At 38.5% G+C, this 16,748-nt stretch carries 15 protein-coding genes; 10 read left to right on the forward strand and 5 right to left on the reverse strand.

Features of this window, described 5'->3' with window-relative positions; genetic code table 11:
• Positions 1–73 precede the first annotated feature (73 nt).
• From EM4838_RS15135 to EM4838_RS15155, 5 genes are all read left to right on the forward strand, one after another.
• Positions 74–790 carry an NAD-dependent protein deacylase gene (locus EM4838_RS15135; protein ID WP_071866102.1) on the forward strand — a complete coding sequence of 239 codons (717 nt, stop codon included), beginning with the start codon at positions 74–76 and terminating at the stop codon, positions 788–790.
• The gene (locus EM4838_RS15140; RefSeq protein WP_071866103.1) at positions 787–1,623 is read left to right on the forward strand and encodes a chorismate mutase; all 837 of its coding nucleotides are present in this window, start codon (positions 787–789) and stop codon (positions 1,621–1,623) included. The genes EM4838_RS15135 and EM4838_RS15140 overlap by 4 nt, the downstream gene beginning before the upstream one ends.
• 4 nt (positions 1,624–1,627) lie before the next feature.
• Entirely contained in the window at positions 1,628–2,155 is a 528-nt protein-coding gene (locus tag EM4838_RS15145; RefSeq protein WP_071866104.1) for a transcription repressor NadR, read from the forward strand.
• Between the two features lie 151 nt (positions 2,156–2,306).
• Positions 2,307–3,740 carry a hypothetical protein gene (locus EM4838_RS15150; protein WP_071866105.1) on the forward strand — a complete coding sequence of 478 codons (1,434 nt, stop codon included), beginning with the start codon at positions 2,307–2,309 and terminating at the stop codon, positions 3,738–3,740.
• A gap of 323 nt (positions 3,741–4,063) precedes the next feature.
• Positions 4,064–6,541, forward strand: coding sequence for a hypothetical protein (locus tag EM4838_RS15155; RefSeq protein ID WP_157811379.1), 2,478 nt, complete (start codon positions 4,064–4,066; stop codon positions 6,539–6,541).
• A 174-nt stretch (positions 6,542–6,715) separates the two neighbouring features.
• Here EM4838_RS15155 and def read toward each other — a convergent pair whose 3' ends face one another.
• Positions 6,716–7,279 (reverse strand): peptide deformylase, encoded by a 564-nt coding sequence (gene def, locus EM4838_RS15160; protein WP_010734376.1) that lies wholly within the window; start codon positions 7,277–7,279, stop codon positions 6,716–6,718.
• A gap of 242 nt (positions 7,280–7,521) precedes the next feature.
• Here def and rpsO point away from each other — a divergent pair, with 242 nt between their 5' ends.
• The 4 genes from rpsO (at position 7,522) to EM4838_RS15180 (ending at position 12,612) form a co-directional block, all read left to right on the forward strand.
• The gene (gene rpsO, locus EM4838_RS15165) at positions 7,522–7,791 is read left to right on the forward strand and encodes a 30S ribosomal protein S15 (RefSeq protein ID WP_010734375.1); all 270 of its coding nucleotides are present in this window, start codon (positions 7,522–7,524) and stop codon (positions 7,789–7,791) included.
• A gap of 177 nt (positions 7,792–7,968) precedes the next feature.
• Complete coding sequence (gene pnp / locus EM4838_RS15170; RefSeq protein ID WP_071866107.1) at positions 7,969–10,080, forward strand: polyribonucleotide nucleotidyltransferase; 2,112 nt, start codon at positions 7,969–7,971, stop codon at positions 10,078–10,080.
• Between the two features lie 176 nt (positions 10,081–10,256).
• Positions 10,257–10,514: a GlsB/YeaQ/YmgE family stress response membrane protein gene (locus tag EM4838_RS15175; protein ID WP_065096493.1), complete on the forward strand. Its 258-nt coding sequence runs from the start codon at positions 10,257–10,259 to the stop codon at positions 10,512–10,514.
• A 100-nt stretch (positions 10,515–10,614) separates the two neighbouring features.
• Positions 10,615–12,612, forward strand: a complete 1,998-nt coding sequence (locus EM4838_RS15180) for a KUP/HAK/KT family potassium transporter (protein WP_071866108.1) — start codon at positions 10,615–10,617, stop codon at positions 12,610–12,612.
• 137 nt (positions 12,613–12,749) lie between these two features.
• On the opposite strand, the gene EM4838_RS15185 is transcribed toward EM4838_RS15180, so the two are convergent.
• A complete protein-coding gene (locus EM4838_RS15185; RefSeq protein ID WP_100917302.1) occupies positions 12,750–12,827 on the reverse strand; it encodes a putative holin-like toxin in 78 nt (25 codons plus the stop codon).
• A 193-nt stretch (positions 12,828–13,020) separates the two neighbouring features.
• On the reverse strand, positions 13,021–13,164 hold the full coding sequence (pepG1, locus tag EM4838_RS15190; protein WP_071866110.1) for a type I toxin-antitoxin system toxin PepG1: 144 nt from the start codon (positions 13,162–13,164) through the stop codon (positions 13,021–13,023).
• 259 nt (positions 13,165–13,423) lie between these two features.
• Here pepG1 and EM4838_RS15195 point away from each other — a divergent pair, with 259 nt between their 5' ends.
• Positions 13,424–14,722, forward strand: coding sequence for a hemolysin family protein (locus tag EM4838_RS15195; RefSeq protein ID WP_071866222.1), 1,299 nt, complete (start codon positions 13,424–13,426; stop codon positions 14,720–14,722).
• Between the two features lie 46 nt (positions 14,723–14,768).
• Here the strand turns inward: EM4838_RS15195 and EM4838_RS15200 are convergent, their stop codons facing one another.
• A complete protein-coding gene (locus tag EM4838_RS15200; RefSeq protein WP_071866111.1) occupies positions 14,769–16,145 on the reverse strand; it encodes an MATE family efflux transporter in 1,377 nt (458 codons plus the stop codon).
• Positions 16,146–16,362: 217 nt separating this feature from the next.
• Positions 16,363–16,686: a DUF960 domain-containing protein gene (locus tag EM4838_RS15205; protein ID WP_071866112.1), complete on the reverse strand. Its 324-nt coding sequence runs from the start codon at positions 16,684–16,686 to the stop codon at positions 16,363–16,365.
• Positions 16,687–16,748 lie beyond the last annotated feature (62 nt).

The following is a 16,748-nucleotide window of genomic DNA, read 5'->3' on the forward strand; positions in this document are numbered from 1 at the left end:
TCTCTGAATTTTCATTCGATTGAGGGTATGTTTCATTTTATTTCGATTATAATAGAAGAGAGGTGAGTGATAAATGTTGGAACAAACAATTGAAGAAGCAGCGACAGCGATGATTGAAAGTCAAAAACTGACCTTTCTAACAGGGGCAGGTGTGTCCACACCTTCTGGAATACCCGATTACCGTTCACTAACAGGTGTTTATCAAGGGATGGATCGCCCAGAATATTTATTGAGTCATCAAGCGATGGAGGAAGAACCACAAAAATTTTATTCGTTTCTCAAACATCTTTATCATCCCGAAGCACGCCCGAATATCATCCATCGAGAAATCGTAGAGTTGGCTAAAGAAAAAGAGGTATGGGTCGTTTCGCAAAATATCGATGGGTTACATGAGAAAGCTGGAAGTAAAAAACTAGTTAATTTTCATGGGAATCTGTATCATTGTTATTGTCGAAACTGCCATCAAGCTGTTGACTGGCAAGATTATCTCAGCAGTGACAAGCATCAACTATGTGGTGGTCAGATTCGCCCAGATATTGTGTTATATGGAGAAGGGTTCCAAGATGAAGTATTAGAGCAAGCAGCTTTTGCTGTCAGTCAGGCCGACTTGATTGTGATCGTAGGGACAAGTTTTCAAGTCCATCCCTTTTGTGATTTGATCCAGTTTCGCTCACCACAAGCGAAGCTGTTAGTCATCAATCAGACCCCTGTCTATCTATCAGAGGCGTATCGATTTGTCCAAACAGATGGAACGAAGGTGTTCAAAAAAGTACAGGAGAGTGTAAAATGACAGCTAAAACAGAAAAAGAAAAAATGATTGCAGGCGAACTTTATTTTGCGGGTGATCCAGAATTATCAGCCGATAGAAAATTTGCTCGAAGTCAAAGCCAGATCATCAACCAAGCGGAAACAAGTGAACTTCGCAGTCAATTACTTAAAGAAACGTTTGGCGCTACCGGCGAAAAGATTTATATGGAACCGACGATCAATTTTGATTACGGCTATAATATTTACGTAGGTGAGAATTTTTATGCGAACTTTAATTGTACATTCTTAGATGTTAGTACGATCAAAATTGGCGATAACTGCATGTTTGCCCCTAATGTCCAGCTTTATACTGCCACACATCCGCTACATCCAGTGAAACGAAATAGCGGGTTAGAGTTCGCTAAACCAATCGAGATCGGCAATAATGTGTGGCTAGGTGGTGGAGTGATCATCACCCCTGGAGTGACTTTAGGAGACAATGTCGTTGTCGGAGCGGGAGCAGTCGTAACCAAATCATTCCCAGATAATGTAGTGATCGCAGGGAATCCGGCACGGATCATCAAACGAATCGATGAACCAATGCCTGAAGAGTCATTGGAGGAGTTGAGACAAGCGATTGATCAAATCGATCACCAATTAGTAGAACTACTTGAAAAAAGAATGGCTACGGTCACGAAGATCGGTGACGTCAAACGAACAACTAACCAAGCAGTTTATGATAAAAAAAGAGAACAACAAGTGTTGGATAAAGTTGCTAGTTGGTTGAAAACACCAGAATACAGTGAGACGATCTTAGCTACTTATGCAGATATCATGAAGCACTCACGAAACTATCAAAAGAAACGAATGGAGTAGATAAATGATTGAAGGAGAAACTCGCCGAAAAGAAATCATTGAAACGCTAGTTGATGCAGAGAAACCTGTCAGTGCCAGTAAGTTTGCTACTCGTTTTGGTGTCAGTCGCCAAATCATTGTAGGAGACATTGCGTTGCTACGAGCAGCAGGAGAAGCGATCGTGGCGACGGCCAGAGGATATCTTTTGGAAGATGAACAAGATAAAAATGGGTTCATCAGTAAAATCGCTGTACAACATCAGAGAGAACAAACAGAGGAAGAACTACAGTTGATCGTTGCTCATGGTGGCGAGATACTAGACGTCATCGTTGAGCATCCCTTGTATGGCGAACTGACAGGGATGCTTCATATCAAGACAGTAGAAGATGTTCGCTCATTTATGAAACGTTATCGGAAAAGTCAAGCTTCGTTATTGTCTGAATTAACGGATGGGATCCATCTGCATACGATCCGTTACTCACATAAGGAAGTATTGCAGCAAATCAAACAAAGCTTGGCAGAAGCAGGCATCTTGTTCGAAGGGAACCAATAATTTACTTTATGAGATGGAGATAGGAGTGTTTTTACTTCTATCTCCATCTCATTTTTTCTTTATTTATAAAATAATTGATTTATGCTATGGCAAAACTTTAACTATACTGAACAGAAATGCTACAAATACTTTTATTGAAAGAGGGAGAAAAATGCTTCGAGGAACAAATCAAAAAACAATTCTTTGCTTTGGAGCAGCTGAAAGCAATTTGGAACAACAGTTGAATGATAGAGAACTCAGGAAAAAAACAAATCCGTATGACCCATTGGTTTATATGGAAGAGTTAGTCGACTATCTCATTCAACAACCTTTTGAGAATTTCTCTCTTCAACCCAAAGAGTTGATTGACCAAATAAAAGAAGGCAGCAAATATCCACTCTGGGAAGATATTCAAGCCATCATGATGGAGGACCCAAGGTTTCAATTACACAGGATCTACTCGGAGCCGTTTCTTGAGGAGTATCAACAATACAAGGAAACAGGACAATTTGCCAATCACTCAATGAAAGATACTTTAACTTATAGTCTACGAATACAATTGTTAAAAAAAACAGAATTATTAATGATTGAAGTTGCAAAAAAACGAAGTGATCTTATCATCTGGATACCTTTAGATTCTTATGATGGGGATTTTGTAACGACGATCCAAGGGAAGCAAAATAGATATAAAGATTTTACGTTACGCAGTTTATACCATGAAAAAGATAAGCTCAAAGCATCAATTGTCTTTTGGGAGCATGGACAAATCGTCGCAGCTCCTTGGGAAAGAAATGCTAGATTATGGAGAAATTGTGTGGAAAATGATTTGAGAAAATCATCGGCTATTTCCCCGTCAGAGAGCCATCTTCTAATCTACGGATTACGGGTAGCACGTATCCACTTTAACTATGAAGATCAAGTTTTGCTAAAACATTTCCAATATAAGGACATAAATGATTTTAATATCGATAAGTATAATGATATTTTAATGGAAAGTATTTTTGAACATATAAAACATTGTCCTACAGAAAAAAGTAGAGACGAATTTTTTAGTCATTGGATTGATTACCTCCCCGAAAAGGAACGCTATTTACCATTGTGGGAAACATATTATCATGTCACACAAACGATTGAAAAATTTCAATTGAAAAACATCTTTAAAGAGGTCATTTCAGAAGACGATACCCAATTTGATCGTCCAGAGATCAAGCAACACTTCATAAAAAAAGGCTGTAAAATAGGGATAGAACTCACTTTGTTGTCTCAACATGTCACAATAGTCTTTCTATTAGACGAACTTTGTGACCTAAGAGTAGTAAAAAAAGTCCCCGGCATTACTGGAAGTGAACTACGCTATATGTATCGAAACTGGGAACGGTTTAAGCAGCGAGTCGTTTTTATTGAAAAGAAAAAATTTGTTTCTCCACCTTGGGAATCTGATCCTGAATTTTGGGCAACCTATCAGCCTAAGTCAAAGAGCATGGCACAACCAGAAGGGTATACGCTTAGTGATAAAAAAGAATTTAAACAGTTGAAAACCTACGCAAAGACGAATAGCCAATCGCAAAGTAAACAAAGAATCAGACAGATGGAACATTGTCGCTGACTGAATCATAAAAATACATACTGACACACCATTGAGACGAATAGATAAAAAATAAGACGATTGGGAGGTCAACTATGATAGATCAAACAATGAACGAATTCAGAAAAAAATTAGATATATTAGCTTTATCTTTATCACTACAAGAAAATATCAATCATTTTGGTTTAAATAAAGACTATCAATTATTATTCTCAACATATATTCAAATGATTCGTGAGGATCAAGACAATTTTTTTATTGAAAAGGAACGAAAAGAAAATATCATGGAATCGCTAAAGCGAACAAAAGATTTTTATGATTTTGAGAAAAAAGAACAAGTGCAAATGATCTTTGAAAAACTGAGAAATGATGATCCAACAGATTTCATGCTTATTCCCTCTTCATTTTATCCAGGAGAGTATGGGGCAGTATCACCTCATACATGTGGATTAACAGTCTATAAAAAAAATGATTCTTTTATAATTATGAAGGTGGATAAAGAAAAAAATTTCGATGATCACACGGTTTCTTATTTTGAGATTCCGCCAACAAAAATTTTGGAACTAAGTGAACTGTTTCTTAAAGAGCGATTTCATGAAGTTCGCAAACCATATTTTATATTGAGAAGGTTAGCAACTCTTTCAATCCAAAACGAATCAATCGGTATACCAGCCATCACGATGAAAGAACAAAAGAGTGGGAATTGTTCAGTTAGCGAAGTTGATGCTTCGCTAAAAACAATTTTATTCAATTGTAGGAAAGATATCTTTTCTTTAGAGATGAATAATCAAGTGACACCTAAATGGCATTCAAAACATGCTGAACCGTCTTTGGAAATGCACAATAGATTTCTTAGTGCTTTGAAAGAAAAGAATCCAGATTGGAATCGGCAGCTCGATTATATCTTTATTTATTATTTATATAAAAAAGGCCAACTTAAAAGTGAGTTTTTAAAAAATATTGATACAAAAAAACGTCGATGGCATCTACAAATCCAGTTTCTTTTTAAGGAAGATCCATATATTTCAGCAATATTCAATCATCCTGGCCAACTTCCAACTATAGATGAAAACTTGATCCAAGAAAAATCCAGCAATATCATTCAATCACTAGGTATTCATACCACAAGTAAGCTTGCAGAAATTTCTTCTGGTGATTTAAAAGAATATCTCTATCAGCAAAAGTCCATAACCGATACAATAAATGGTCGTTTACCATTTATACAAGTTACAATAGCTAAGGAAATGATCCAGCGAATGTTATCTAGCTTAGAAAAGAAAGAGCATGAAGTAACGGAGGAATTACACCGACGAAAAGTATTAAAAGAAAAAAGGAAAGAAATAAGGTTGGAGCAGAACTTGAGCAACCCTGCATCTATTCATTATCCACCGGAGACGATTTTTCCAATAGAAAAAAATGTCGAGAAGTTAAAACATGTATTGATTTTTGGTGACGAACAGGATAGAAAAGGCTTAATGGAAAAATTGGATCATTTAGATCCTAGACAAAAAAAGATACCCCATGATTCGAAAGTTTACATAGAATTGATTTTTCACGCCTTAAGAAAACGTTCAATTAATTCCAAGAATTTAGAAAGAGCAATACAGAACAATCCTCTACTTAATGAAATCATTCAAGTAATAAGAGATAGCATAGATTTGAACACAAACGCTGTTTATCCAATGCAATCACTGGGAGAGAGGCAAGAGTGTACACAAACAATAGAATATACTAATCAAGACTTTGAAGAGATTGCAGATGCGGGGAGCCAAAACCCCTTGATCCACCGTTCTGAATTGATCCTGATTGAAGCTGTTAAAAAAAGAGAAGATGTTGAGCTATGGGTACCATTAGATTCGCTTCGCCATCAAATGGATCAAACAATTGACAGTTTTAGAAATGATGTGTTCGATCATGCGCTGCGAGTCTTGTATCTTCAAAGAAATCAACTACAAGGTAGATTTGTTTTTTGGGAAAATGGGCAAAGAGTAGTGGCACCATGGGAGCGTGATCCAGAATTATGGGCAAATCGTGTACCAAAATCAGTTATCAAAAATGAACCCTTTCCTATAGAGGATTCACATACAGCGGCAACTCAAAAAGCAACCATAGATGTGCTTCCACCGTTAAATGAACAGGCAAAGAGATTTGAACGAACATTTACTTCGCTAGATAAGATCGAACCACAAAAAGCTAAGGTAGTAGTCACTGATAACCTTAAAGATTTCAAGAGTGTCGTTACCCACTTAAGCACGGTAGTAAAAGAAAGCCAAGTTATAGTAGCCTCAATGAATGCAAATGAAAAGATAAATGAATTGGCTAGTGTCAAAAGATGTTTATATGGTAAAGAAACTTCAAAAAACAAGGAAGCTGTTATAAATGCCTCTTTGGATGAGCTTAAGTTGTGTAAAAATGTAAGTGCTCTATTTAGAAGGACAGCATCCAATACAGGAGTGGAAATGGAACTAGATCCACCACACAAACCAATAAAACGATTGGTTGATCAAGCAACCGATCAATTAATTCAAAGAAAAGGTCACTCGTATTACACAAGAATTGCAGGAATGAATGATCGAAGTACGAATACTAGTGAGAACGCTAGAAATAAGACCCATTGCTTTAGTAGTGTTGTGTCTCGGTTCAATAATGTATTTGAAAAAGGGAAAAACACTCCAGCAGAAAATGTGACTACCAAACCAACCAATACAGAAAAAGTTAGGATGACTAAATTGTTAACTGGTTTTCGATCAACAAAATTTGGACAGAATCTCGGAATGCATCAGACAACAAAACACCAGCAAAAAACATTGACGGAACGTTGAGTTATCTTTAAGAGAAGAGTAAAGAGTGTTTCGTACAAGAAACAATCATTTATTGTTGTCAACTTCTATAAAAATGTTAAAACAAGATCGAGATGAGTTTTTACGGTAGAAAAAATGAACAGAGGAAAGCAGATGAAGCTGCCACTCTCTGTTCATTTTTGTCATTATCTATTCTTACTCGATCACCAAGACGCCTTCTTTTAAGGCAAAAGGATTTTGATCATTGATATGGTCATAGAACATTACGCCATTGATATGGTCGATTTCATGTTGTACTACGATGGATTCATAATTTTTTAAACGGATTTTTTGTTTCTCACCGTTTTTGTCATAGTACGAAAGCGTGATTTTTGCATGGCGCACAACATACCCAGGGACTTCACGATCGACGGATAAACAGCCTTCACCTTCGCCTAAGCAAGCATTCTGGACGGAATGGCTCAGGATTTTTGGATTATACATGACCGTACTCAACGTCGGTTCTGTGATTTCTGGATCTGGATTTGGTACGTGGACCGCAATGATCCGTTTTGAAATATCAAGCTGAGGCGCAGCTAGGCCGACACCACCACGTAAATTTAATTCTTCTGCTTTGATTGGATCTTGGCTATTTTTAAGAAATTCCAACATTTCTTCTCCTAATAAGAGATCTTCCTCACTGAGTGGAAGAGCGACTTCTTGCGCTACTTCACGTAATGTTGGATTGCCTTCTCGAATAATGTCATCCATTGTGATCATGGAATATGTACCCCTTTCTTATCAAACACTCTCTTTTCGGTTAATAGTTTACCATAAATTTGAAAAAGTAGTAGCCTGATTGTTTAATCAACTAGATTTTCTTAAGGATTCTACACTTGATTTATTAGGAAGATTCAGGTAAAGTATAGCTGTATGTTTAAAGCATATGTCCTGTTACTTGGTTAAACGAATCACCAACGTTTTACTCAGTCACAGGGGAATAATTAAACGAGGTGAAAGAAATGGCAATTTCAAAAGAACGCAAAAACGAAATCATCAAAGATTACGCACGTCATGAAGGAGATACTGGTTCTCCAGAAGTACAAATCGCTGTATTAACTGAAGAAATCAACCACTTGAACGAACATGCACGTGTTCACAAAAAAGATCATCATTCATACCGTGGTTTGATGAAAAAAGTTGGTCATCGTCGTAACTTGTTAGCTTACTTACGTAAAACTGACGTTCAACGTTACCGTGAATTGATCCAACGTCTAGGCTTACGCCGTTAATTTTTAACAGAAAGTGGGGTTCGCGTGAATCTCACTTTTTTACTTTAAACTATCAAACATTTCTGTGAATCAGCTCGATGGACTCCTACTAACCAAATGAAAGGTGCAAAAGATCGCTTTCGCGGTTTTCATTTGTTTAGTAGCGTCTAGCGTTCACGAGAAGGAAAAGGAGTATTTATGTCAGAAAAACAAGTTTTTAAAACGACATGGGGCGGACGTCCCTTAGAGATCGAAGTTGGCCAATTAGCCAAACAAGCCAATGGAGCAGTATTAGTTCGTTATGGGGATACGGTCGTATTAAGTGCGGCAGTTGCTTCAAAAGAAGCCAAAGATACAGATTTCTTCCCATTGACGATCAATTATGAAGAAAAAATGTATGCAGCTGGTAAGATCCCAGGAGGATTTATCAAACGTGAAGGTCGTCCAAGTACGGAAGCAACCTTGACTGCTCGTTTGATCGACCGTCCGATCCGTCCAATGTTTGCGGAAGGTTTCCGTAATGAAGTCCAAGTCACAAATATCGTGATGAGTGTGGAAACAGATTGTTCTCCCGCAATGGCAGCAATGTTAGGTTCTTCACTAGCTTTATCGATTTCAGATATCCCATTCGATGGACCAATCGCAGGTGTTGAAGTTGGCCGTGTCAATGGCGAGTACATCTTGAACCCAACAGTTGAACAAGCAGAGACTACCGATATCGAATTAAGCGTAGCTGGTACAAAACAAGCAATCAACATGGTTGAAAGTGGCGCAAAAGAAGTTTCTGAAGAAGATATGCTGGGTGCATTATTATTTGGATTTGACGCAATCAAAGAATTAGTCGCATTCCAAGAAGAAATCGTTCAAGCTGTCGGCAAAGAAAAAATGGAAGTTTCTTTATTACAAGTCGATGCTGACTTGAAAAAAGAAATTTTTGATGCATCATATGGCACGATGAAAGAAGCGGTCATGACAGAAGAAAAATTAGCGCGTGAAGATAATATCGACCAAGTGAAAATCGATATTCGCGAAGCTTATGCAGAGAAATTTGCGGGTCATGAAGAGGAAGCGCAATTACTAAAAGAAGTGAAACAAATTACGGAAGATCTTGAAAAAGACGTCGTTCGTGAGTTGATCACGATTGACAAAATCCGTCCTGATGGTCGTAAATTAGATGAGATCCGTCCTTTAGCATCAGAAGTTGGCTTGTTGCCACGTGTTCATGGTTCTGGATTATTTACTCGTGGACAAACTCAAGCACTATCATCATGTACATTGGCACCTTTAGGGGAACACCAAATCATTGATGGCTTAGGTGTAGAAGTCAGCAAACGATTCATCCACCATTACAATTTCCCACAATTTTCTGTGGGTTCAACTGGTCGTGCCGGTTCACCAGGTCGTCGTGAAATCGGTCATGGTGCATTAGGTGAACGTGCATTAGCACAAGTGATCCCTTCAGAAGAAGAGTTTCCTTACACGATCCGTCTAGTGGCAGAAGTGCTTGAATCGAATGGTTCATCTTCTCAAGCAAGTATCTGTGCAGGTACCTTAGCATTGATGGACGCAGGTGTGCCAATCAAAGCACCTGTTGCTGGTATTGCTATGGGATTAGTATCTGATGGTGAAAACTACACGATTTTAACAGACATCCAAGGTCTAGAAGACCATTTAGGCGACATGGACTTCAAAGTTGCCGGAACAAAAGATGGAATCACAGCACTACAAATGGATATCAAGATCCAAGGTATCACGGAACAAATCTTAAAAGAAGCACTGGCACAAGCAAAACAAGCACGTATGGAAATCTTAGAAGAATTGACTTCAACGATCGCTACACCACGTGAAGAGCTTAGCCAATATGCACCTAAAATCGAAATGATCCAAATCGATCCTACGAAAATCAAGGATGTCATCGGTAAAGGTGGCGATACGATCAATGGAATCATTGATGAAACAGGCGTGAAGATCGATATCGATCAAGACGGTAAAGTAAGTATTGCTTCTTCTGATAAAGAAATGATCCAAAAAGCAATCAAGATCATCGAAGACTTGACAAAAGAAGTCAAAGTTGGCGAAGTCTACCTTGGTAAAGTTGTTCGTATCGAAAAATTCGGTGCATTTGTCAACTTGATCAAAGGGAAAGACGGCTTAGTCCATATCTCTCAATTAGCGAATGAACGTGTGAACAATGTAGAAGACGTTGTGAAACTAGGCGATGAAGTGTTGGTGAAAGTGACAGAGATCGACAAACAAGGTCGTGTGAATCTTTCAAGAAAAGCAATGTTGAACGAAGAGGACAAGAAGTAATTCCATCGTTTTAAGATAAAAGTTTTTTAATAAGCGTACTACTACGAAAATAATTTTATATTTTCAAAAGTAGTACGCTTATTTTTTTAAAATCGTTAAAGTAAAACGCATAAAGGGTCAATTTATATTTTCTTAATAAACACTTAGTTATTTAAAGTGCAAAAGGAGGAATGGAAATGATCCATTTTTTATTCTCATTGATTGTAGGTGGCGTATTAGGATTCGTTGCTGGAGCTGTTCTTAATGAAGATGTTCCAGGGGGCGTCACTGGAAATATTATCATTGGTTTCTTTGGAAGTTGGTTAGGTGAATTTGTGTTAGGCGATCTAGGTCCATCAATCAGTGGCTTTTATCTTATCCCATCATTGATCGGGGCACTCGTTTGTTTGGCTCTTTACTCCTTTACAGCCGATTATTTAAGAAGACGTCGATGAATCGGTTATTTTTAGCTGATTTATTGACACCGACGTTGAATACTTGGATAATTAGGTGGAATTTAGGTCAATCATAGGATTGGAGAAATGAGGGGGAACAGTGACAACAAAGCATAACACAAAAAAAATCTCGATGGCTGGGTTATTAGTCGCCATGGGGGTTGTTTATGGAGATATCGGTACCAGTCCGCTTTATGTAATGAAAGCAATCGTAGAAGACAATGGCGGCTTGCGGGGGATCAACCCAGATTTTGTTATCGGAGCAGTCTCCTTGATTTTTTGGACTTTGACATTATTAACGACGATCAAATATGTCGTGATTGCTTTAAATGCAGATAACCATGGGGAAGGTGGGATTTTTTCTTTATATACTTTGGTTAGAAAAGGCGGTAAATATCTGATCATACCTGCAATGATCGGTGGCGCAGCATTATTAGCAGATGGGGTACTGACCCCCGCTGTAACGGTTACGACCGCTATTGAAGGATTGCGTGGGATTCCACAATTCTTTGACCGTTTCGGCAATGACCAGAACATCATCGTCATTATTACTTTAGTTATTATTTTTGTTTTATTCATGGTCCAACGATTCGGTACAGAAGTTGTCGGGAAAGCATTTGGACCGATTATGTTTTTATGGTTCACCTTTTTAGGCGCGATGGGCTTGTTTAATTTCAGTCAAGACTGGACAGTGATCCGTGCCTTAAATCCTTATTATGCGATCCAGTTGCTATTTAGTCCTGATAATAAGCTAGGTCTATTTATTCTAGGAAATATCTTTCTGGCTACTACTGGGGCAGAGGCGCTTTATTCTGACTTAGGACATGTCGGAAAACGAAACATTCGTTTAAGCTGGCCATACGTTAAAGTATGTTTGGTATTGAATTATTTTGGGCAGGCAGCATGGCTGTTGAATGTCTATCAAAATCCAGAAACCCAAGCGATCGAAAACTTGAATCCATTTTTCAAAATGATGCCGGCTAGTTTTACCGTCATTGGGGTCATATTTGCAACGATTGCGGCTGTTATCGCTTCGCAAGCGTTAATTACTGGGTCATTTACTCTAGTTTCAGAAGCAATCAAATTGAAATTATTGCCTCGGTTGAAAATCATGTATCCCGGAAGCAGTATCGGGCAAATGTATATTCCAGCAGTAAATTTGATTCTATGGATTGCTTGTTCACTGGTTGTTGTTACCTTTAGAACCTCACACCATATGGAAGCTGCGTACGGGCTGTCCATTACCGTAACGATGTTGATGACGACTGCCTTACTTTATTTCTATTTGCTCCAAACTGGCTATCCGAAGTGGTTAGCTCATACAATTACCTTTTTCTTTGGGGCAATCGAAGTCGTCTTCTTTATTTCAAGTATCGTGAAGTTCTTCCATGGCGGTTTTGTCGCTGTGTTGATTGCTTTAGTCATTCTAGCAGTCATGTTTGTTTGGGAACAAGGAAATATCATTCGTGAATCGGTCGCAGAAGAAGTGGCATTAAAAGAATATATTCCACAACTTCAAGCATTGAAAGAGGACAAATCCTTACCAATGTATCAAACGAATGTAGTTTTCTTAGTGCCAGATATGGCAGATGGGAAGGTTGGTCGTCAGTTCGTGTATTCCATTTTAGATAAACGACCAAAGCGGGCGAAGGCCTATTGGTTTGTCCACGTAGAAGTAACCGATGAACCCTATACGAAAGAATATCAAGTGGATATGATGGGAACCGATTTCGTTGTTCAAGTGAACCTGTTCTTAGGATTCCGCGTACAACAAGAAATCAATGTCTACGTTCGACAAATCATCCACGATTTAATGAAACAAGGACGTCTACCAAAACAACCACAGACGTATTCATTGACTCCAGGAAGAGAAGTCGGCGATTTCCAATTCATCTTGATCGACGAAGTAGTTTCCAATGTAACAACTCTTGGGAAATGGGAACGACAAATCATGCAAGCTAAACTTGCCATCAAGAAAATCGCTACGACGCCAGAAACATGGTTTGGTTTAGAATACAGTGAAGTCAAACATGAAACAGTACCTTTGCTGATTGGTGGAACAAGAAAAACGTGGTTGAAAGAACGAAAAAGTAAGTAGATAAAGAATTAGTTTATGCTATACTAAAACTGGAAAGAGGAGTTGCGATAACAACTCGCCTTTGACAGTACCGCTTAATTAACAGCGGCATATTTCAACTTATTTTTTACAAAATAACCGTCCTATGCCGAGGACGGTTATTTCTTTTTGTCGTCGCTAAGCAATGCTACAACCAACGTGATCAGAGCGATAGTAAACATACCAAAGCTGAGCATCAATTTAGACTAAATGCCCAACTGACAGAGGATCTTCCCTAGAACTTAATCTAGTAAGCATGTCGATAGTATGCTATACTAAATACGAAAAGAGGAGTTGCATCAACAACTCCCCTTTGACAGCGTTGTTTAAAAAACAGCGGCATAGGTTTAGTTAATTGTTATAAAAATAACCGTCCTAAGCCGAGGACGGTTATTTCTTTTTGTCGTCGCTAAGCAATGCTACAACCAACGTGATCAGGGCGATGGTGAACATACCAAAGCTGAGCATCAATTGGATTGTATCGAGTGCCGACAAAAGGCGTCTCCTTTCGTAAGATTTAGAAAGTATGTGCATACGCACCACCTTGCTTTCGAAGGATAGCCACCGTCATTAAACTGTACTGTCACGTAATAGCATAGCACATGCGCACATTTTAAACCTTAATTTATAAATTTTCTTGTTATTGAATAGCTGTTGAATGCTAGTGATACAAGTGAATAAATCCTCCCATTATTTAAAGTGATCTCGTGGGAGAAGCAGAAATCAAAAGCCTCCTAGTTATACTCTTTTTATGAAAAGTTGTACAATTGAAATGAAAAGTGAGGCGAAACAAATGGTATTAAATTTTGTCATATTATTTTTTATGATAGCAATCACTGCTTTTTTTGTTGCGAGTGAATTTGCTTTGGTAAAAATCAGACGTTCCCGTTTAGAGCAATTGGAAAAAGACGACGTGAAGAACGCCAAACTAGCGCTGCATGTGACCCATCATTTAGACGATTATTTATCTGCAAGTCAGTTGGGTATCACATTGACAGGCTTGATCATTGGTTGGGTTGGCGAAGGTTCTGTGGCAGCATTGTTGGAACCTTGGATCGGTCAGCTTCCGATCGGACGGGGAATAAGTGCAACGATCTCTGTCGCATTAGGGTTCATTCTGGTGACGTATGTCGACGTTGTGGTGGGGGAACTTTTGCCGAAAAGTTATAGTATCGTCAATACGGAACAAGTTGTGTTATTCGTAGTCAGACCCTTGCATTATTTTTATCTGGCGATGTTTCCTTTCATCTGGGTATTGAATCATTCGGCAGCAAGCTTAGGTAAATTGCTAGGCGTGAAACTAGTATCAGAAGGTGAAGAAACACTCTCGCAAGAAGAATTGACTTTAGTTGCCCTCAATTCTTACCAGCAAGGTGAGTTGACAAAGGATGAATACCAGTACTTAGAAAATGTCTTTGAATTTGATGACACACTGGCAAAAGACATTCAAGTAGATCGGACATCGATGCAAGTATTTGATGCGTCAGATACAGTCAAACAAGCCATCAAGGAATCGATTGAACGTGGGCATACGAGATATCCTGTCATACTGGAATCCAAAGATAATGTGTTAGGATACGTGACATTACCTGCGTTGATCAAACAATCTTTAGAAGATGACCAGATAACGGTGGAGTCTCTGATTGAAGAACCAATCGTGACAGCAGAAACTATCCCCATCAAAAAACTATTGACGATCATGCGAAGAAAAGGAAAACATATAGCGATCTTAAAGGATGAATATGGTGGGACAAGTGGACTTGTCACGATCGAGGATATTTTAGAAGAGATCGTCGGTGAGATTCGAGATGAAACAGATGTGGACCAAGCATTGATTGCGAAACAAGCAGATGGCAGCTATATTGTTTCAGGTAAATTGACACTTGATGATTTTGAGCGCTACTTCAATGAGGATGTTCCAGAATTTGAAGAAACGAATTTTATCACTCTGGCTGGCTTTATGTCAAGCTATCAAAAAGAGATCGAACCAGGTACAGTGATTACGATTGGACAATTCAAATTTACAGTTTTGGAATATGATCATGCACATATCGACTATTTCAACTTGGTGATTTTACCAACGAATCCATAGAAAAAAAGTGTTCTTCCCGTAGTATAGGAGGAACACTTTTTTTAATCTAATAACTGATTTCAGCATCTTCAATTGAAAATTGCTGTTGTTCGGCATCTAGCTGTTTCAAATGTTTCACAGCGCGGATATAAGAGTAAAGCAAGACAATGACAGAACCAGCCCAAGCGAGTGGTGAAGCAAGAGCAGCACCTGGATAGCCCCAGATTCCAGTCAGAATGATTGCAGCGAAAGAACGCATGATCAGTTCCATCATCCCTGCAATCGTCGGTACTTTACTTTGACCAAGTCCTTGTAATGTGTAACGTAAGATAAATAGGATAGCTAAGATCCAGTAAAGGGAGCCGTTGATGTTGAAATACGTTTGTGCCAAATCAAAAACGACAGTTTCATTTGGGCTGACAAACAAGCTCACCAATGGTCGACCAAGGAAAATGACAATTGCTCCGGCTAAGAAACTAAAGCCGATACTCATCACTAATGTTTGACGAACGCCTTTTAAGATACGCCCATATTGTTTCGCTCCATAGTTTTGTGCTGCAAAAGTCGCCATCGCAATCCCAAAGGACATCATAGGTTGAACAGCAAATTGATCGATTCGACCAGCTGCGGCTTGGGCAGCTACGACATCTGTACCTAAGCTGTTTAATGCAGATTGCAAGACGATTGCACCAATCGCAATGATCGAAGATTGGAAAGCCATTGGTAAAGCAACATTCAAATGCATACGGATCTCTTGTTTATCGAACGAAAAATCTTTTTTACGTAATTGAAGCATTGGGATCTTTTTCTTGATATAGACGATACATAATAGACTAGAAGCAATTTGCGCAATCACTGTTGCAATAGCAGCACCTTCTACTCCCATACCGAAGTTGATAATAAAGATCAAATCCAAGACAACGTTGATAATTACCGCAACGATCAAAAAGAGTAAAGGCGTTCGACTATCACCAAGTGCGCGAATAACATTTGACAATAAATTGAAGCTGACGGCAGCAAAGATTCCCCATAGGATGATCACGATGAATGTTTGTGCTTCATCAATGATATCTGCAGGTGTTTGCATCAACTGGAGCATCGGACGAATAAATACTAAGCTAAGGACAGTTAAAATCACAGTAACAATGACACTAATCATGACACTTGTAGCAAAACTTTTTTTCAACCCACGGAAGTCTTTCGCACCATATCGTTGTGCTGTAATAATGGCTAAACCAGCGGTTAGACCTTGAGCAAAGCCAATAATCAAGAAAGTTAAACCACCGGTAGCTCCTACAGCCGCTAGTGAGTTTTTCCCTAATGTCTGCCCAACGATGATCATATCGACCATGTTGTAAAACTGCTGAAAAACATTGCCTATCAATAAAGGGACAGTAAATAGCAAAATCAGTTTGGCTGGGCTTCCTTTTGTTAAATCGCGCATCTTGTAAACTCCTTATTTCTTTTAAAATTTAGTTAGTAGTATATAGTGTTTACCCTTGGAATACCAATTAGAATCTGATGATAAATAAATAGCTAAAATGCTTTATGTTTTCTGAAAATTTTCAGAGAAGGTCATCATAAAAGTAGCCAAGAAGTGAGTCTGCGATGAAAATCAAAGAGTCAACTTACTTGGCTATCGTGCAAAACAAAGGGTTTTTTTAGTATTGTTTAATTTCACTTGGGAGAAGAATGGTTTCTCTGGTCCCATCATCATAGGCAAATACTTGCGCCGGATACTGTGGAGAATAAGGGAATGGTAAATCGATCCCCATCTCGACGGTACTGCCTGCTTGAGAAAAATGCAAGGTTACTTTCCCATGATTGTTGATTAAATCAAAAGCTAAAATATTATCTAATGGAATAACACCCTTAAGGTCTAAATCAATAACGAACCAGATACTATCGATCAGTTCATCTGGTAAACTTGATACCACACCTAGTGATGCGTATCGATTACGGCTATTATCAAAACTTTCAAACATCGGCTTAGCCTCCTTTGTCTAAAAAACCGAAATGACGAGAACAACATATTATTATCAGGATA

The organism is Enterococcus mundtii (genome assembly GCF_002813755.1).
Lineage (GTDB): Bacteria > Bacillota > Bacilli > Lactobacillales > Enterococcaceae > Enterococcus_B > Enterococcus_B mundtii.